We start from the raw sequence: 15,345 nt of genomic DNA, 5'->3' as shown, positions 1-15,345 counted from the left end.
CCGATCGCAACCTCTTCGGCAACAACTAACAGCCGATCTCCAGTTGACGGCGGGCCTTCCGCCGTCCTGGCGAAATTCGAAAATTCAGGAGACTTGAAATGAAGAAGATCATCCTTGCTGCCGCCGCCGTCCTGGCCGTTTCGGGCAGCGCTTTCGCCAGCAGCGACAACTATGGCTCCAATGGCGCCAATCAGCCTGCCGTCACCTCGGTCGACAATGCGCACACGGCTTCGATCCGCGACAGCGGCTCGCCCGTCTACAAGCTGCTCAATTCGTCGGGCGATGTACACAAGTCCGCCCCTCAGGGCAGTGACCGGAATCTCTTCGGCCACTAACAGCCGAAGCTGACACCAAACACGAGCGGCGGGCTTTGCCCGCCGCTCCTGTTTTTGCGTGACCGGCAATTAATTCATGGCCTGCTCTCAGGCCGCTTTCGCTTCCGTCTCGTGCAGCGCGAAGGATCGTCCATCCGCGTCGAAGATATGAAGGTCTCCGGCGTCGGCGCTCAGCCGCAGTGTCGCCCCGCGCTTGACCTCGACATTGCCCGGCAGCTTGGTCACCAGCGGCAGGTCGGCGCGGCTGATGTCGACATAGACGAGTTGCACCTCGCCGAGCTGCTCGACATAATCCACCGTTCCTTCGAACAGATAGTCCGTGCCGCCGGCGATCGTCAGGTCCTCCGGCCGCACGCCGAAGCTCACCGACGCGCCCTTGGCCGAGGCCGGCGTCGCGATCGGCACCGTAGCCTTGCGGCCGCCGACATGACTGATGGCGGTCGGATTGCCCGATTTGTCGATGGTCGCCGGCAGGATGTTCATGGCCGGCGAGCCGATGAACTGAGCAACGAACAGATTGCCGGGTTTCTTGTAGAGTTCCATCGGCGTGCCGACCTGTTCGATATGGCCCTCCTTCAGCACCACGATGCGGTCGGCCAGCGTCATCGCCTCGACCTGGTCGTGGGTGACATAGATCATGGTGGTGTTGGGCATCGATTCCTTGAGCTTGGCGATCTCGATGCGGGTGGCGACGCGCAGCGCGGCGTCGAGGTTCGACAGCGGTTCGTCGAACAGGAACACCTTCGGGTTGCGCACGATGGCGCGGCCGATGGCCACGCGCTGGCGCTGGCCGCCCGACATCGCCTTGGGGAGGCGGTCGAGATAGTTGGTCAGCTGCAGGATCTCTGCCGCCTGGCGCACGCGCTTGTCTATCTCGGCCTTGCTTTCCTTCCCGATCTTCATCGAGAACGCCATGTTGTCGTAGACCGTCATATGCGGATAGAGCGCGTAGGACTGGAACACCATGGCGATGCCGCGTTTCGACGGCGGCACGTCGTTGACCACCTCGCCGGCTATTCTGAGCTCGCCCGAGGTGATCTCCTCGAGCCCTGCTATCGAGCGCAGCAATGTCGACTTGCCGCAACCCGACGGCCCGACGAAGACGATGAACTCGCCCGATTTGATGTCGAGGTCGATGCCGTGCAGAATGTTGAGATTGCCGTATGATTTCTTCACTTGCCTCAGCGTGACATCGGCCATGTTTCCCTCCAGTGGTCCCTAGAATTCAGTCGATGCGCCCGAACCAGGCGCCGTAGCCGCCGAGGCGGATGGAGCCGGAGCTCTGCTGTCCCGAAAATCCGTGTCCGGGCAAAGGTTGCAGCGATCGACCGCCAAGGTCAACCTCCGCTGGCCCGGATCCCAGGTTGAAGACGCAGACGATCTGCTCGTTGCCCGCGCGGCGCGTGAAGGCGACAGTGTCGCCCTGGCTTTCGATGAAATTGATATCGCCCTTGGCCAACGCCGGATGGGCACGGCGGAAGCCGAGAAAGCGCCGGTAGTGTTCGAGCAGCGAATGCTCATCGCCTTGCTGGACATTGACGGCTTGCGACAGGTGCTTGGCCGGCACCGGCAGCCACGGCTTTGCCTGGGAGAAGCCACCATTCCTGGCGCTGCCGTCCCACACCATCGGCGTGCGGCAGCCGTCGCGGCCCTTGAATTCCGGCCAGAAACGGATGCCGTAGGGATCTTGCAGATCCTCGAACCGCAATTCGGCTTCGCCGAGCCCCAGTTCCTCGCCCTGATAGATGCAGACCGAGCCGCGCAAGGACATCAGCAATGCCGAGATAACCTTGAGATAGGCGGTCGGGTCGGCTTCGTTGGCGGCCCAGCGCGAGGCCGGGCGCATCACGTCATGGTTGGAGAAGGCCCAACACGACCAGCCGTCGCTGGCAACCTTGCCAAAGGTTTCCAGCACCGAACGGACCTTGGCGGCGCTGATCTTTTCCGGCGCCAGGAAGTCGAAGGAATAGCACATGTGCACGCGCTTGCCGCCGGCTGTATAGGCCGCGACAACGTCCAGTCCGCGCTGTGAATCGCCGACCTCGCCGACCGCGGCCGTTGCCGGATATTCGTCGAGCAGGGCGCGGAAGCGTTCGAGGAAGCCGAGGTTCTCCGGACGGCTCTTGTCGTAGATGTGGTCTTGGTAGTTGTAGGGATTGACCGCGGGTGCGGTCTGGTCGTTGCGCTGCTCCGGCGGCAGCGGCGGGTTGTTTTCCAGCCCCTGGCTGTGGAAGTAGAAATTGATGGTGTCGAGGCGGAACCCGTCGACACCGCGCTCCAGCCAGAAGCGGGTCACGTCGAGCAGCGCGTCCTGGACTTCGCCGTTGTGGAAATTGAGGTCCGGCTGTTCCGCGAGAAAGTTGTGCAGGTAATATTGCTGGCGGCTGGTGTCCCATTGCCAGGCCGATCCGCCGAAGATCGACAGCCAGTTGTTGGGCGGCGTGCCGTCCGGCCTGGGATCGGCCCAGACGTACCAGTCGGCTTTCGGATTACTGCGGTTCGATCGGCTTTCCCTGAACCAGGGATGGATGTCGGCGGTGTGCGACAGCACCTCGTCGATCATCACCTTCAGCCCCAGCCTGTGCGCCTCCGCCGTCAGCGCGTCGAAATCGGCCAGCGTGCCGAACATCGGGTCGACGTCGCAGTAATCCGAGACGTCGTAGCCGAAATCCTTCATCGGCGATTTGAAGAAGGGCGAGATCCAGATGGCGTCCGCGCCGAGCGCGGCGATATAGGGCAGCCGCCCGATGATCCCCTTGAGGTCGCCGATGCCGTCGCCATTCGAGTCCTGGTAGCTGCGCGGATAAATCTGGTAGATCACGGCACCTCGCCACCAGTCGCTATCGACGGCGAGATCGGGCCTCGAACTGGCTTTCAAAGCGGATTGCATGGTTTCAGCCTCCTTTCACCGAGCCTGCGAGCAGCCCGCGGACGAAATAGCGCTGCAAAGAGAAGAACACGATCAGCGGCACGATGATGGTCACGAAAGCCGACGTCGTCAGGATCTCCCAGTCGCCGCCACGCGAGCCGAGCAAGGCATTGAGCTTGGCGGTCAGCACGATCTGATCCGCCTCCGTGCCAAGGAAAACCATCGCCACCAGGAGATCGTTCCATACCCACAGGAACTGGAAGATGGCGAAGGACGCCAGCACGGGAAATGACAGCGGCAGCACGATCTTGACGAATATCTCGAAATCGCTGGCGCCGTCGATGCGCGCCGATTCCATGATCTCGCGCGGCAGGCCGGCAATGTAGCTCCGCAAGAGGTAGATGGCGAAGGGCAGTCCGAAGCCGGTATGCGCCAGCCAGATGCCGAGATAGGTCTTGGAGGGCACGCCGAAGAAGGCGCCGACGCCGTTGTAGAGCTTCAACAGCGGGATCAGCGACATCTGCAGCGGCACCACCAGCAGGCCGATGATGACCGCGATCAGAAGCGCACGCCCGGGAAAGCGCATCCAGGCCAGAGCGTAAGCCGCAAAGGCGGCGATCAGGATCGGGATGACGGTCGCCGGGATAGTGACGGTCAGCGAGTTCATGAAGGAGCGGCCGATGCCTTCCGAAAACAGCACGGTCCTGTAATTGTCGGTGGTGAATTTCGGCGGCGCCGAGGAGGCATAGTAGACGCGCTGGCCGCGGTCGCCCTCGAACGCCTTGGGCGAGGTCATGACGAAGCTGCCGTCGGCATTGAGCTGCAAGGTAACGCCGTCGCCGAGATCGGCCGATGTGCCGGCCGGATATTGCGTCGGTGCCGCCGACTTGACGCCGAAGGCGCTGATCTCGCGCTTGGCGCCATCGCCGAAAATGTTGCCCTGGAGGACGAACTTGCCGTCCTTCTCGACCTGCGCCGAGGCGGGCGGCAGGCGTCCAGCTTCGGTCTGGGTCGAACTGGCGAACGAGTTCCACCAGCCCGAGGCGATGATCTGGTCCTTGTCGCGCAGCGACGATACCAGGATGCCGAGCGTCGGCATGGTCCAGATCGCAACGAAGACCAGGACGGCGATGTGAACGCCGAAGCGGCTGGCGAAGGAGTTTCCGGTCGCGACGGTCATCTCAATGTCCTCCCGTCTCTTTGTTGGCCTGGCGTATGTTCCAGACCATGATCGGAATGACCGCGATCATGATGATGATGGCGATTGTCGCGCCGCGGCCGAAATCACCGCCGCCACGGAACATCCAGTCGAACATCAGATTGGCCAGCACTTGGCTGTTCCATTGGCCGTTGGTCATGGTCAGGACGATGTCGAATACCTTGAGCACCAGGATGGTGATTGTGGTCCAGACCACGGCGATGGTGCCCCAGATCTGCGGCACCATGATTTTCCAGAAGATCTGGAACGGATTGGCACCGTCGATGACGGCGGCTTCCAGCGTCTCTTCCGGAATGCCGCGCAGCGCCGAAGACAGGATGACCATGGCAAAGCCGGTCTGGATCCAGATCAGGATCACCATCAGGAAGAAATTGTTCCAGAACGGCAGCGATATCCAGACCTGCGGCTGGCCGCCGAAATGCTGGATGATGGCGTTCAGGATGCCGATCTGCGTCTGGCCTTCGCCGCGATACTCATAGATGAATTTCCAGATGACGCTGGCGCCGACGAAGGAGATCGCCAGCGGCAGGAAGATCAGGCTCTTGGCGATCGTGCCCCACCAGATCTTGTCGGTAAGCACGGCGATGATCAGGCCAAGGAAGGTACAGGCGGCGGGCACTACGGCTAGCCAGAGCACATTGTTGAGGATCGAATTGCGAAACTCGCGGTCGCCGAAAGCCCATTGATAATTGGCCAGGCCGACGAAATTGGCGCCGCCGCGATCGAGGAAGGACAGCCGCAGCGTCTCGACCACCGGATAGATGAGATAGATGGTCAGGATGATCATCGCCGGGCCGACGAACAGCCAGGGCCGGATCAGCCCTTGCCGGCGCAGATTGTCGACGGCGGCGGCGCCCGAGACGCCGCGCGAGGGGAAGGTGACGTCGAGCAGTTTGTTGGCGCCCCAGAAATAGGCGACGCAGCCGCCGACGCCGATGATGATGACGAATATGGCCGAGAAAATCTGAGCCGCCATGGGTCCCTCTCCCTGCACGACCCGCCAGGATGGAAACGATCCTTGCGATTGCGCCGCGCGCCGATCTCGTTGTTGAGCGCGAGCAGGCAGGGAAGCGTGTGGCTCCGTGCCCGCCGCATGCCGGAATGTCTACGCTGTCACGACTGGATCTGACCCGTCCCGGTTGGCCGGGCTGGGATGTTGCGATGGGGCCGGTCGGATCCGGGCCAACTGGCCCGGATCCGCTCGGGAGGTGGAAGCCTAGGCCTCCGCGGGTGCGGCTCTTACTTGATCGCGTCCCAGCTCTTCTGAATGTCGGTGGCGACGTCCTGCGCCGACTTGCCGCCGACCAGGTCGATCATGCCGGTCCAGAAGGCGCCGGCGCCGATCTTGCCCGGCATCAGGTCCGACCCGTCGAAACGGAAAGTCGAGGCATTGGCCAGGATCTCGCCCTGCTTGCGCAGCGCATCGCTGGCATAGGCATCCTTGTTGACCGCCTTGAACGGCGTCACGAAACCGCCTTCGGCCATCCAGATCTCATGGGCCAGCGGCATCTTAAGGAATTCGATGAACGCGCGGGCGGCCTTCGAGTCCTTGGTGATCATCGCCAGCGTTCCGGCGCCGAGCACGGGGGTGCCGAGTTCGGGCTTGGACGCATAAGGCGGGAAGTAGAAGAAGTCCGCGTCCTGGCCGATTTTCGTGCCTTCGGGGAAGAAGGTCGGGATGAACGACGCCTGATGGTGCAGGTAGCACTTCGGCGGCACCGCGAAGAGGCCCTTGGGGCTGTCGCGGAAATCTGTGGCCGCGACCGCCTTGGCGCCGCCATCCACCATCTTGTCGTCGGTCGCGATCTTGCCGAAGATGTCGATTGCATTGACCACGGCCGGGTCGTTGAACGGGATCTCGTTCTTCACCCATTTGTCGTAGGTTTCCGGAGACTGCGTGCGCAGCATCAGGTCTTCCACCCAGTCCGTCGCCGGCCAGCCGGTGGCGCCGCCCGAGCCGAGCCCGATGCACCATGGCGTGCCGCCGTCGGCGATAATCTTCTTCTCGAGGTCGGCGAGTTCTTCCTGCGTCTTCGGTACCTTGTAGCCGGCTTCCTCGAAATTGTCCGGCGAGTACCAGACCAGCGACTTCACGTCGGCCTTGTAGGGGAAGGCGAAGAAGCCCGGCTTACCGTCCTTGTCCTTGAAGGTGCCGAGGTCGACCCATGACTGGCCGGCGCCGTAATTGTCCTTGACCCATTTGGCGGTATCGTCGCCGAGCGGCGTCAAGAGACCCTTGGAAGCAAGGTCCTGGATCAGGCCGGGTTGCGGCAGAACGGCGATGTTGGGCGGGCTGCCGGCCTGCGTGTCGATGACGATCTGCTGCTCGTAATTTTCCGAGGAGGAATATTTGATCTCGGCGCCGGTGGCTTCCGAGAAATAATCGAGTACGCCGCGCACCAGGGTCTCGTCCTCGCCGCGCCATGGCCCGAAGATCGACAGGGTCTCCCCCTTGAGGTCGATTTTCTTGAGCTCTTCGTAGTTTGCCCAGTTGAAACGCTTGTCCTCGCCCGGCTTGAATTTCAGCTCGGCCTGCGCGGGCGCGCCGAGGGCGAGCACGGCAAGCGCGGCGCCCAGCATAAGCATTTTCTTCATCGGTATTCCCTCCCAGTGGGTCACAAACACCGGACGGAACCTCCATTCCGCCCGCCGACGCCGCAGGACTGTGACTCAGTCGGAAAGGAACCGCAACCTTTCGAAGAGTCTTCCAAAGCGCTTTGGCTATTTCGATCTCGCCATTGAATCGTCCAGAAGTCAAGAGGCGTGGTAACTTAATCGATTTAATTCCGGAGTCTGGCGCCTGGAAAATCGCGCTGCAGCATGCTTTTTTGGCAGTGCAGCAGCAATTTATGTTTCAAACCTGCACCAAGCCTGCCTATGGTCGCCATGATATGACGGGCCTGCCGCAGGGCTTGGGTCGATTCAATTTAAAAGCGCTTTGAGGCATGGAGTCCTCTCGTGAACCTGAAGCAACTCGCGCACATGCTGGCGCTTTCGCAGACCACGGTAAGCCGGGCGCTGAACGGCTATCCCGAGGTCAACGAAGAGACGCGCCGGCGCGTCATGGACGCCGCCAAGCGCCATGGCTATCGCCCCAATCCGAGCGCACGCCGGCTTGCGACCGGCAAGTCCGGAATGATCGGCTATGTCTTGCCGACGGGTGCTGCCGTCGACATCGACCCGCACTTCGTCGAATTCCTGTCTGGCCTTGGCGATTATGCGCGCTCGCACGAGCTCGACCTGGTGCTGTCTCCCGCCGACGCCGACGACCAGGAGACGACTTACCGGCGCATCGTCGCCAACCGCCAGGTCGACGCCGTCTACATCTCCTCGCCGACGCCGGCCGACCGGCGCGTGGCGCTGGTCAACACGCTTGGCATACCCTTCATCATCCATGGCCGCAGCGAAGGTTTCGATTTCGATTATCCCTATCTCGACATCGACAATGAGGGCGCCTTTCACGAGGCGGCACGGCTGCTCGTCCAGCTCGGCCACCGGCGGCTGGCGCTGATTAATGGCGATGACCGCGAAACCTTCGCCGTGCATCGCGAGCGAGGCGTGCGCCGGGCGCTCGCCGCGAGCGGCCTGACCTTGGGCGACCGCCATGTCTGCTCCGTTGCCATGACCGAGGAGAACGGCTATCGCGCCGCCCGGCGCCTGCTCGAACAGGACGGCGCGCCGACCGCGATCGCCTGCTCCAGCCTGATCATGGCGCTCGGCGTCGTGCGCGCCGTGCGCGACCTCGGCCTGAGCATCCCCGGCGACATCTCATTAATTGCACATGACGACGTCTTCCCATGGCTGAAGCCGGAGAATTTCTCCGTACCGCTGTCGACGACGCGCTCCTCGATCCGGCTCGCCGGCGCCCGCATCGCCGAGCGTCTGGCCGCACGGATATCGGGCCTGGAGGAGGGCCCGCGCGGCGAGGTCTGGCCGGTCGACCTGGTGATCAGGGGGTCGGTTGCCGGAGCGCCTGCCTAGGGTTAGAGCCAATCGCTCCGAGGGGCCGAGTTCGACCGCTTGCGGGCGTTGCCGGAAGATCGATTGCAGTGTCATGGATAGTGGTCTGCCTGCACCGCGCTTGCTTTGGCTTTTAGAGGGTGGCAACCAGTAAGCCAAAGCCATCAACCAGCCCTCCTGGATGCCCAATTTGCCCATATTCCCGTTCTCCGAAATGGACCCAATCCAACATCCTGGCCCACCGCCGAAGCGTTCGGAGGTGGTCATCATTGGTGGCGGCATTATCGGCGTAACGACGGCTCTTTTCCTGGCGGAGCGGAACATTCCGGTCACGCTGCTGGAAAAAGGCCGCGTTGCGGCCGAACAATCGTCCCGAAATTGGGGCTGGATTCGAAAGCAGGGGCGCGACGCAGATGAACTGCCAATTGTCATCGAGGCTTTTCGCCTATGGCGGCAACTGGCTGAGGAATGCGGCGAAGACATCGGGCTGGACCAGACAGGTGTGACCTATCTGGCGAACTCCGACAAGGACATGGCCGGTTTCGAAGAGTTCATGAAGATCGCCGCCATCCATGGGCTCGACACTCGCCTCCTGGACGCGGACGAAACCGCGAAACTCATCAAGGGCATGTCGCGCAAGTTCAAGGGCGCGATGACGACGCCCTCCGACATGCGCGCGGAGCCTTGGTTGGCGGTACCTGCGCTTGCTCGTCTTGCCGTCCGAAAAGGCGCCAAGATCATAGAGAATTGCGCAGCGCGAACCCTCGAAATCTCAGCTGGCAGGATCAGAGGAGTGTGGACCGAGGCGGGATACATTGAAACCTCCAGCGTACTGGTCGCGGGCGGCGCCTGGTCGTCGCTGTTCCTGAGAAGACACGGCGTCTCCATCCCCCAACTCAGCGTCAGGGTAACCGTAGCCGCAACGGAGCCTATGCCTGAAATCTATGCAGGTGCGGCAGCGGACGAACACATCGCTTTCAGGCGCCGACAGGATGGCGGATACACGCTCGCCCCGGGAGGCAGTAATTTGCTTTACCTGGGACCCGACGCATTCCGGCACGCCACCAAGTATCTTCCCGCCCTCATGGCCAACCCGCTCGGAACCCGCTACTTTCCGTGCGCCCCATCGGGTTACCCTGACAGCTGGTCGATTCCGCGCGATTGGACCCCGGATTCCCAGAGTCCTTTCGAAAGAATGCGCGTGCTCAACCCGGCCGCTGAACGCTCCGGCCTCCGTTCTGTAGAGCGCAATTTCAGACGCCTTTTTCCACAGTTCGAAACAGTTCGCTTGAAGGCAGGCTGGGGAGGCATGATTGACGCCATGCCCGATGTCGTCCCCGTCGTGGATCACGCCCGGGCAGTCGTCGGTCTTTTCGTGGCCACGGGAATGAGTGGTCACGGCTTCGGTATCGGACCTGGAATCGGTCGCGTCGTTTCCGACCTGATACAGGGTAACGCGAGTGGGCATGATCTCAGCCGCTTTCGGCTGTCACGCTTCTATGATGGAAGCGCCGTTCGGTTGGGTCCGGCCCTCTAGATGTTTAGTCCAGCATTCGTCCCGTCTCGGCCATCGCAAATAGCCGACTGAATTTAGGAGCATGTTGCCAAGGATCATTCCTTCGCCGTCTCGGCGGCCTTGATGTCCAGCAGCCCGTAGCCGAAGTCATCGTCCCGCCCTTTCGAACCGAGATCCCGGGCCGTTGCGGCAAGCGCCTTTTCGATGGCGTCGGCCGAGCGGTCCGGCGCGGCGTGGATGAGATTGGCAATGGCGCCCGAGACGATCGCGGCGGCGAACGATGTGCCGGTGACGACATCCGAGCCGGCTCCGCTCGGCGCCACCATCTCGACGCCCGGCGCCGAGATGAAGACATAGCCGCCGCGATTGGCCTGCGGCATTAGCCCATCCCTGGCGTCGGTGGCGGTCACCGCGATGACGCCGTCGAAGGCGGCCGGGTAGCCATAGGGCGCCTTGGGCCCGTTGTTGCCGGCGGCGGCGACCAGAACCATGCCGAGCGCGCGTGCATTGCGGCAGGCGACGCCGAGCAGGTCGTTCTTCGGACCGACGAAACTCATATTGATGATGCGCACGTCCTGCTCGGCCGCCCAGTCGAGCGCAGCGAGGATGACGTCCATTGTCGACTTGCCGCCTTCGAAGGCGCGTGCGTGATAGATCCTGGCGCCGGGCGCCATGCCCTTGAGCGCGCCGACGCCGGCGATCAGCCCGTCGATTGAGGTGCCGTGGTCGCGCTCTTCGACCGGCACGTCGGGCATAGCGTCGAACTGGCCGGCGATGACCCCGGCCAGTGTCGGATTGGTGTCGTCGACGCCGGTATCGATTACCGCGACGCGGACGTTCTCGCCGCTCGCCTGGTTGGCGTCGAGCGCGATGCGCTCGAACGCATAGTTGACGATGCCCGCCGCCTGCTGAAGCGAATAGATATGGTTGGGCTCACGCCGCTGCGTGCGGCTGTCGGCGGCAAGCTGCGCCAGCACCACGCCGACGGGGCGGCCGTCGGGAATGCCGAAGCGCACAAGCATGGTGCCGAGCAGAAACGACCGCCGCTGCGAGCGCACATCGAGGCCGAAGGAAGCGGCGATCTGCTGCACGGCGCCCGCATCGCCATCGACGGTCACCAGCACCTCGTCGGGCACGAAATCGCCGGCCACGGCGCGTGGCGGCTGAACGGCGATGAGATCGCTCGGCGAGACGATCGGCCCGCCCGAAGGCGGTCCGGCCTGCGTGCCGGCGGGCGGCGCCGCCGGGTCCGGCCGTGGCGTCGGCACCGGTGCCGCGGGAGCGGCCGGATTGGGAAACAGGTCGACGATCAGGGCGGGAAGAAACACGGCACCGGCTGCGCCGTCACTGTCGCCGCCGCCCTTGCCGTCCTTGCCACAGTCGGCGCCTGCCGCATCGGTGCCGTCGCGGCAGTCGATCTTTCGGTCGGCATTGGCGTCGTTGCCCTGCGCCGACGCAGGCCCGGTGGCGATCGTCATCGCCGCCGCAAGGATTGCCGCAAATCGAATGACCGCCTCAGCCGCCATCGGCCGGTTTCCTTCCCTCGATCACGGTGTCGGTGAAAGGCTGGGCGGCAACAAGGCCGAGTTGCCTGGTGTAGTCGGCCGCGTTGGCGGCCGGAATGCCGAGCCGGAACACGCCCTCGGCGGTCGGTCCGTCCAGGATCTTCAGTCCGCTGCTGCCGAGAAAGGCGGCGATGTCGGACATTTTCGCGTCGGGCCTGAACTTGACCAGGGCGAACGGCATCTTCGCCATCTCGTCCTGCGCGCCCGCGATCTCGAAATTGCCGCCCTTGCCGCCGGGCTGCACGAACGACTGCACCATGACCAGCGCCAGCAGAGCCGCGGCCGCCGCCCAGGCGACGCCGACCGGCAGCGCCATGAAGCGGCTCCAGGCCTGCGCCAGCCAGGACGAACCGGCGGCGGCGCGCGCCGGGCCAGCCTCGGCATCGAGCGCCCTGGAAAAGCGGCTCAGCGCATCGGCCGGCGGACGGATCGCCTCATTGGCGGCCGCGGTGCTGGAGAATTCAGCCTCCGCCTCGCCAAGGGCGGCCATCGCCGTCGGATCGCTGGCCAGCCATTCCTCGACGGCCTCCAGTTCCGAGCCTTCCAGCGAACCGTTCAGGTAGAACGGCAGCAACGTTTCCATTTCGTCGCGGCGCGACATCTTTTCAGCGGCGCTCATGGCCACCCCCTGTCGTAACCGGCGGCCTTGAGGGCTTCGCCGAGTTTCTTGCGGGCATAAAACATGCGGGTCTTGACGGTCGCGACCGGGATGTCGAGCACCTCGCCGATCTCGGTCACCGATTGCCCCTGATAATAGGCGAGATCGATGACCACGCGATGCTCGCGCGGCAAGGCATCGATGAAGCGGCGCAGGGCGGTGCTCTTGTCCTCCTTCATGGCAACGATCTCGGGCGTATCGGCGCCGTCGGGCACCGCGGCTGCGGCCTCGTCGTCGATCCAGTCTTCCTTTTTCTTGCGCAACAGGGACAGAGCCTTGAAGCGGGCGATGCCGAGCAGCCATGTCGAGACTTCGGAACGTCCCTCGAAACCCGGCGCCTGGCGCCACAGTTCGAGGAACACCTCGTTCGCGATGTCGTCAGCCATCATTTCCGATCCCGTCTGGCGCGCCACGAAGCGGTATATCCGCGCGTGGTGGCGCATGAACAGGAGCCGCACGGCGGCCCGGTCGCCCTTCGCGACCCGCTCGACAAGCGCGCGATCGGTCTCCATCGCGCCGGTCATGACCGATCGAGCCGCCTGGCTCCTGCCTGCTCTGTCGCTGATCGGCTCAAAAAGGTTCATCCTCCGCCAAGGAATTTGCGGAGGCTAACCGAAGAAGATGAGCCTTGCCAGTGGGTGAAGGGGAAGCTAGCTCAGGAAAGGCTTCGCCTTCATCGTCGCCGGCACCGACACCCCCAGTCGGCTTAGAACCGTCGGCGCCAGCTGCAGCTGGTCGAGCAGTGTGTCGGCATCCGGTCCCTTGCCGGCGCCGAAATAATACAGCGCGAAATCCTGCATCTCCTCATCATGGCCGCCATGGTGGCCGCGGTCGGTCTGGCCGTGATCGGCGGTGACGATCACTTCATAGCCGGCGTCGCGCCAGCGCGGCAGGAAAGCGGCCAGCATGCCGTCCATCGCGTAGCAGGCATGGTCCATCTCGTGACAGTCATGGCCGAAACGGTGGCCCATCGAGTCCAGCGTGCAAGTGTGCAGGATGCCGTAGTCGATGCCGTGGCGGCTGCTCAGCATGGTCAGCGTGGCGAACAGGTCGACGTCGCTCGGCGTCATCTGGTTGCGCGCGTTGTAGCCGGTCATGGTGTGGAAGCGGCCATGCGTGATCGGCCCGCCCGGCTCGTCATACTCCATGTCCTCGACGAGGTCGAACGGGTAGGAACGGAAGAACTCCGACCAGTAGGAGTGGGTGACCGCGCCGGTTATTCCCCCGGCCCCGGTGACCTCCGAGAAGATGTCGGGCTGGCTGACGCGGAAGCGGTTCTCGTTGGAAAGAATGCCATGCGCCTGCGGCGGCACCCCGGTGTGGATCGAAGCATAACAGCAGGCCGAGGTCGACGGCAGCACCGAGCGCATCTTCCATACCCGCGCTTCGCCCGACTGCACCCAGCCTTCGAGGTTGCCCATCAGCCGGCGCCAGTTCCGGTAAGGCACGCCGTCGAGGATGATCAGCAACAGTTTGGTCTTGAGCGCCACGAGCTGCTCCATGCGATTGTCGGGGGAACGAGCACGCCGCGTGTCGCACGGACACGCGGCGTGCTCGGCAGGAACTTGATGTCAGGCGTTCAGCCAGCATTCGGCGAGCGCGTAGCCGTCCATCATCTCGCCGATCGGGCTCTTGGCGAAGCCGCCGATCTTGTTGGTGGCGGCGTCGATGAACTGGTTGAAGAAAGGCACGATCAATCCGCCTTCGTCGCGCATCAGCTCGGCCATGTCGTGATAGATCGCCTTGCGCTTGTCCTGGTCGAGCTCGCCGCGCGCCGCAAACAGCATCTTGTCGAACTCGGGCCGCTTGAAACGCGTGTCGTTCCAGTCGGCGTTCGACACATAGCCGGTGGAATACATCTGGTCCTGCGTGGCACGCCCGCCCCAGTAAGACAGCGAGAAAGGCTGCTTGTTCCAGACCTCCGACCAATAGCCGTCGCCAGGCTCGCGCTTGATCTCGATCTTGATGCCGGCCTTGGCGGCACTCTGCTGATAGAGCTGTGCCGCATCGACGGCCCCGGGGAAGGCGACGTCGGAGGTGCGCAGCAGGATCGAGCCGCTGTGGCCCGACTTCTTGTAGAGCGCTGCAGCCTTTTCCGGGTCGAACTTGCGCTGTTCGATGGCCGAAAACAGCGGATAGGCCTCGTTGATCGGGAAGTCATTGCCGACCGAACCGTAGCCGCGCAGGATCTTTTCCAGCATCTCGTCGCGGTCCATGGCGAGCTTGAGCGCCATCCTGAGATCGCCGTTGTCGAAGGGCGCGGTGTCGCAGAACATGTTGAACGGGTAATAGCCCTTGCCCGAAACGTTCTCGATGCTGACGCCGGGGATGCGCTTGACGAGATCGACCACCTTCGGCTCGACGCGATTGATCATGTGCACCTGGCCGCCTTGCAGGGCCGCCAGCCGCGCCGTCGCATCGTTGATGACGACGATCTCGACCTGGTCGGCATGGCCCGCCTTGTCGCCCTGCCAGTAATTGGCGAAGCGCTCGCCGCCATGGCGCACGCCGGGCTGGTTGACGGTCACCTTATAGGGGCCGGCGCTGATGCCCGCGTTCGGATCGTCCTTGCCGCCATTGGGCTGGATGACGAGATGATAGTCGGCCATCAGATAGGGGAAGTCGGCATCGGCGTCGGCAAGCGTGACGACGACCTCCTTGCCGTTGGCCTTGATGCCCTTGATGTTCTTGAGAATGCCGAGTGCGCCCGACTTCGACTTCTCGTCGGCGTGGCGCTCGATGGTGGCCGCGACATCCTCCGCGCCGACCGTCTTGCCATTGTGGAACTCGATGCCGTCGCGGATCTTGATCGTCCAGGTCTTGGCATCCGGGGAAGCGCCGATGTCCTCGGCGATCAGGTTGACCAACCTGTTGTCGGGGGTGAGGCGAACCAGATATTCGCCCCACTGCTTGCCGAAGCTGAAGGTGACCTGGCTGAGGTTCAGCGCCGGATCGAGGCTGTTGGTCGATTCGCCGCCCTGCAGGCCGGCCTTGAGAATGCCGCCCTTGACCGGCGTCTGCGCGAAGGCTTTCCCGGCCAGCGTCGTTGCCAGCGCCGCCGACATGCCCAGCGCCGCGGTGCGCCCGAGAAAGTCACGCCGCGATATCCGGCCTTGGCCGGCGAGTTCAGCGAGATGGTCGAGTTCAGTCTTCATGTCCTACCCCTTTTTGAAACAACCGCACACAGGCGATGCCGTCCGAAGGACGTCTGGCCCTCCAGTGT

At 63.4% G+C, this 15,345-nt stretch carries 14 protein-coding genes; 4 read left to right on the top strand and 10 right to left on the bottom strand.

Annotation, left to right across the window (positions count from 1 at the left end):
- Positions 1-98 precede the first annotated feature (98 nt).
- Positions 99-335: a DUF680 domain-containing protein gene (locus FJ959_RS30150; RefSeq protein WP_140501218.1), complete on the top strand. Its 237-nt coding sequence runs from the start codon at positions 99-101 to the stop codon at positions 333-335.
- 87 nt (positions 336-422) lie between these two features.
- On the opposite strand, the gene ugpC is transcribed toward FJ959_RS30150, so the two are convergent.
- The 5 genes from ugpC to FJ959_RS30125 form a co-directional block, all read right to left on the bottom strand.
- A complete protein-coding gene (ugpC, locus tag FJ959_RS30145; protein WP_140633687.1) occupies positions 423-1,535 on the bottom strand; it encodes a sn-glycerol-3-phosphate ABC transporter ATP-binding protein UgpC in 1,113 nt (370 codons plus the stop codon).
- A 25-nt stretch (positions 1,536-1,560) separates the two neighbouring features.
- Positions 1,561-3,225 (bottom strand): alpha-glucosidase, encoded by a 1,665-nt coding sequence (locus tag FJ959_RS30140; protein ID WP_140567869.1) that lies wholly within the window; start codon positions 3,223-3,225, stop codon positions 1,561-1,563.
- A 4-nt stretch (positions 3,226-3,229) separates the two neighbouring features.
- Positions 3,230-4,384: a carbohydrate ABC transporter permease gene (locus FJ959_RS30135; protein ID WP_140501212.1), complete on the bottom strand. Its 1,155-nt coding sequence runs from the start codon at positions 4,382-4,384 to the stop codon at positions 3,230-3,232.
- 1 nt (position 4,385) lies between these two features.
- Complete coding sequence (locus FJ959_RS30130; protein WP_140501210.1) at positions 4,386-5,399, bottom strand: sugar ABC transporter permease; 1,014 nt, start codon at positions 5,397-5,399, stop codon at positions 4,386-4,388.
- Positions 5,400-5,662: 263 nt separating this feature from the next.
- Positions 5,663-7,018: an ABC transporter substrate-binding protein gene (locus FJ959_RS30125; protein ID WP_140633684.1), complete on the bottom strand. Its 1,356-nt coding sequence runs from the start codon at positions 7,016-7,018 to the stop codon at positions 5,663-5,665.
- A 122-nt stretch (positions 7,019-7,140) separates the two neighbouring features.
- Here FJ959_RS30125 and FJ959_RS30120 point away from each other — a divergent pair, with 122 nt between their 5' ends.
- The 3 genes from FJ959_RS30120 to FJ959_RS30110 all read left to right on the top strand — a co-directional run bounded on the left by FJ959_RS30120 (position 7,141) and on the right by FJ959_RS30110 (position 9,920).
- Positions 7,141-7,365 (top strand): hypothetical protein, encoded by a 225-nt coding sequence (locus FJ959_RS30120; protein WP_140525610.1) that lies wholly within the window; start codon positions 7,141-7,143, stop codon positions 7,363-7,365.
- A 16-nt stretch (positions 7,366-7,381) separates the two neighbouring features.
- Entirely contained in the window at positions 7,382-8,404 is a 1,023-nt protein-coding gene (locus tag FJ959_RS30115) for a substrate-binding domain-containing protein (protein ID WP_140501204.1), read from the top strand.
- Between the two features lie 169 nt (positions 8,405-8,573).
- Positions 8,574-9,920: an FAD-binding oxidoreductase gene (locus tag FJ959_RS30110; protein ID WP_140633681.1), complete on the top strand. Its 1,347-nt coding sequence runs from the start codon at positions 8,574-8,576 to the stop codon at positions 9,918-9,920.
- A gap of 74 nt (positions 9,921-9,994) precedes the next feature.
- Here FJ959_RS30110 and FJ959_RS30105 read toward each other — a convergent pair whose 3' ends face one another.
- From FJ959_RS30105 to FJ959_RS30085, 5 genes are all read right to left on the bottom strand, one after another.
- Positions 9,995-11,425 carry a S8 family serine peptidase gene (locus FJ959_RS30105; RefSeq protein ID WP_140633678.1) on the bottom strand — a complete coding sequence of 477 codons (1,431 nt, stop codon included), beginning with the start codon at positions 11,423-11,425 and terminating at the stop codon, positions 9,995-9,997.
- Entirely contained in the window at positions 11,415-12,083 is a 669-nt protein-coding gene (locus FJ959_RS30100; RefSeq protein WP_140501198.1) for an anti-sigma factor, read from the bottom strand. The genes FJ959_RS30105 and FJ959_RS30100 overlap by 11 nt, the downstream gene beginning before the upstream one ends.
- Entirely contained in the window at positions 12,080-12,646 is a 567-nt protein-coding gene (locus FJ959_RS30095) for a sigma-70 family RNA polymerase sigma factor (RefSeq protein ID WP_140512795.1), read from the bottom strand. Before FJ959_RS30095 ends, FJ959_RS30100 begins: the two co-directional genes overlap by 4 nt.
- Positions 12,647-12,772: 126 nt before the next feature.
- Positions 12,773-13,612 (bottom strand): alkaline phosphatase family protein, encoded by an 840-nt coding sequence (locus tag FJ959_RS30090; RefSeq protein ID WP_140501194.1) that lies wholly within the window; start codon positions 13,610-13,612, stop codon positions 12,773-12,775.
- Between the two features lie 81 nt (positions 13,613-13,693).
- Positions 13,694-15,277: an ABC transporter substrate-binding protein gene (locus tag FJ959_RS30085; protein ID WP_140633675.1), complete on the bottom strand. Its 1,584-nt coding sequence runs from the start codon at positions 15,275-15,277 to the stop codon at positions 13,694-13,696.
- Positions 15,278-15,345: the final 68 nt, after the last annotated feature.

Origin of the sequence: Mesorhizobium sp. B2-2-4 (assembly GCF_006442375.1) — a bacterium.
Lineage (GTDB): Bacteria > Pseudomonadota > Alphaproteobacteria > Rhizobiales > Rhizobiaceae > Mesorhizobium.
Note: the sequence above shows the minus strand (reverse complement) of the source record. Positions and strands in the feature narration are given on the sequence as shown.

Bases quoted from the DNA above. Each gene is read 5' to 3' on its own strand.
- FJ959_RS30105 (WP_140633678.1), bottom strand. From the start codon at position 11,425: ATGGCGGCTGAGGCGGTCATTCGATTTGCGGCAATCCTTGCGGCGGCG.
- FJ959_RS30085 (WP_140633675.1), bottom strand. From the start codon at position 15,277: ATGAAGACTGAACTCGACCATCTCGCTGAACTCGCCGGCCAAGGCCGG.
- FJ959_RS30135 (WP_140501212.1), bottom strand. From the start codon at position 4,384: ATGACCGTCGCGACCGGAAACTCCTTCGCCAGCCGCTTCGGCGTTCAC.
- FJ959_RS30125 (WP_140633684.1), bottom strand. From the start codon at position 7,018: ATGAAGAAAATGCTTATGCTGGGCGCCGCGCTTGCCGTGCTCGCCCTC.
- FJ959_RS30100 (WP_140501198.1), bottom strand. From the start codon at position 12,083: ATGAGCGCCGCTGAAAAGATGTCGCGCCGCGACGAAATGGAAACGTTG.
- FJ959_RS30130 (WP_140501210.1), bottom strand. From the start codon at position 5,399: ATGGCGGCTCAGATTTTCTCGGCCATATTCGTCATCATCATCGGCGTC.
- FJ959_RS30095 (WP_140512795.1), bottom strand. From the start codon at position 12,646: ATGACCGGCGCGATGGAGACCGATCGCGCGCTTGTCGAGCGGGTCGCG.
- ugpC (WP_140633687.1), bottom strand. From the start codon at position 1,535: ATGGCCGATGTCACGCTGAGGCAAGTGAAGAAATCATACGGCAATCTC.
- FJ959_RS30150 (WP_140501218.1), top strand. From the start codon at position 99: ATGAAGAAGATCATCCTTGCTGCCGCCGCCGTCCTGGCCGTTTCGGGC.
- FJ959_RS30140 (WP_140567869.1), bottom strand. From the start codon at position 3,225: ATGCAATCCGCTTTGAAAGCCAGTTCGAGGCCCGATCTCGCCGTCGAT.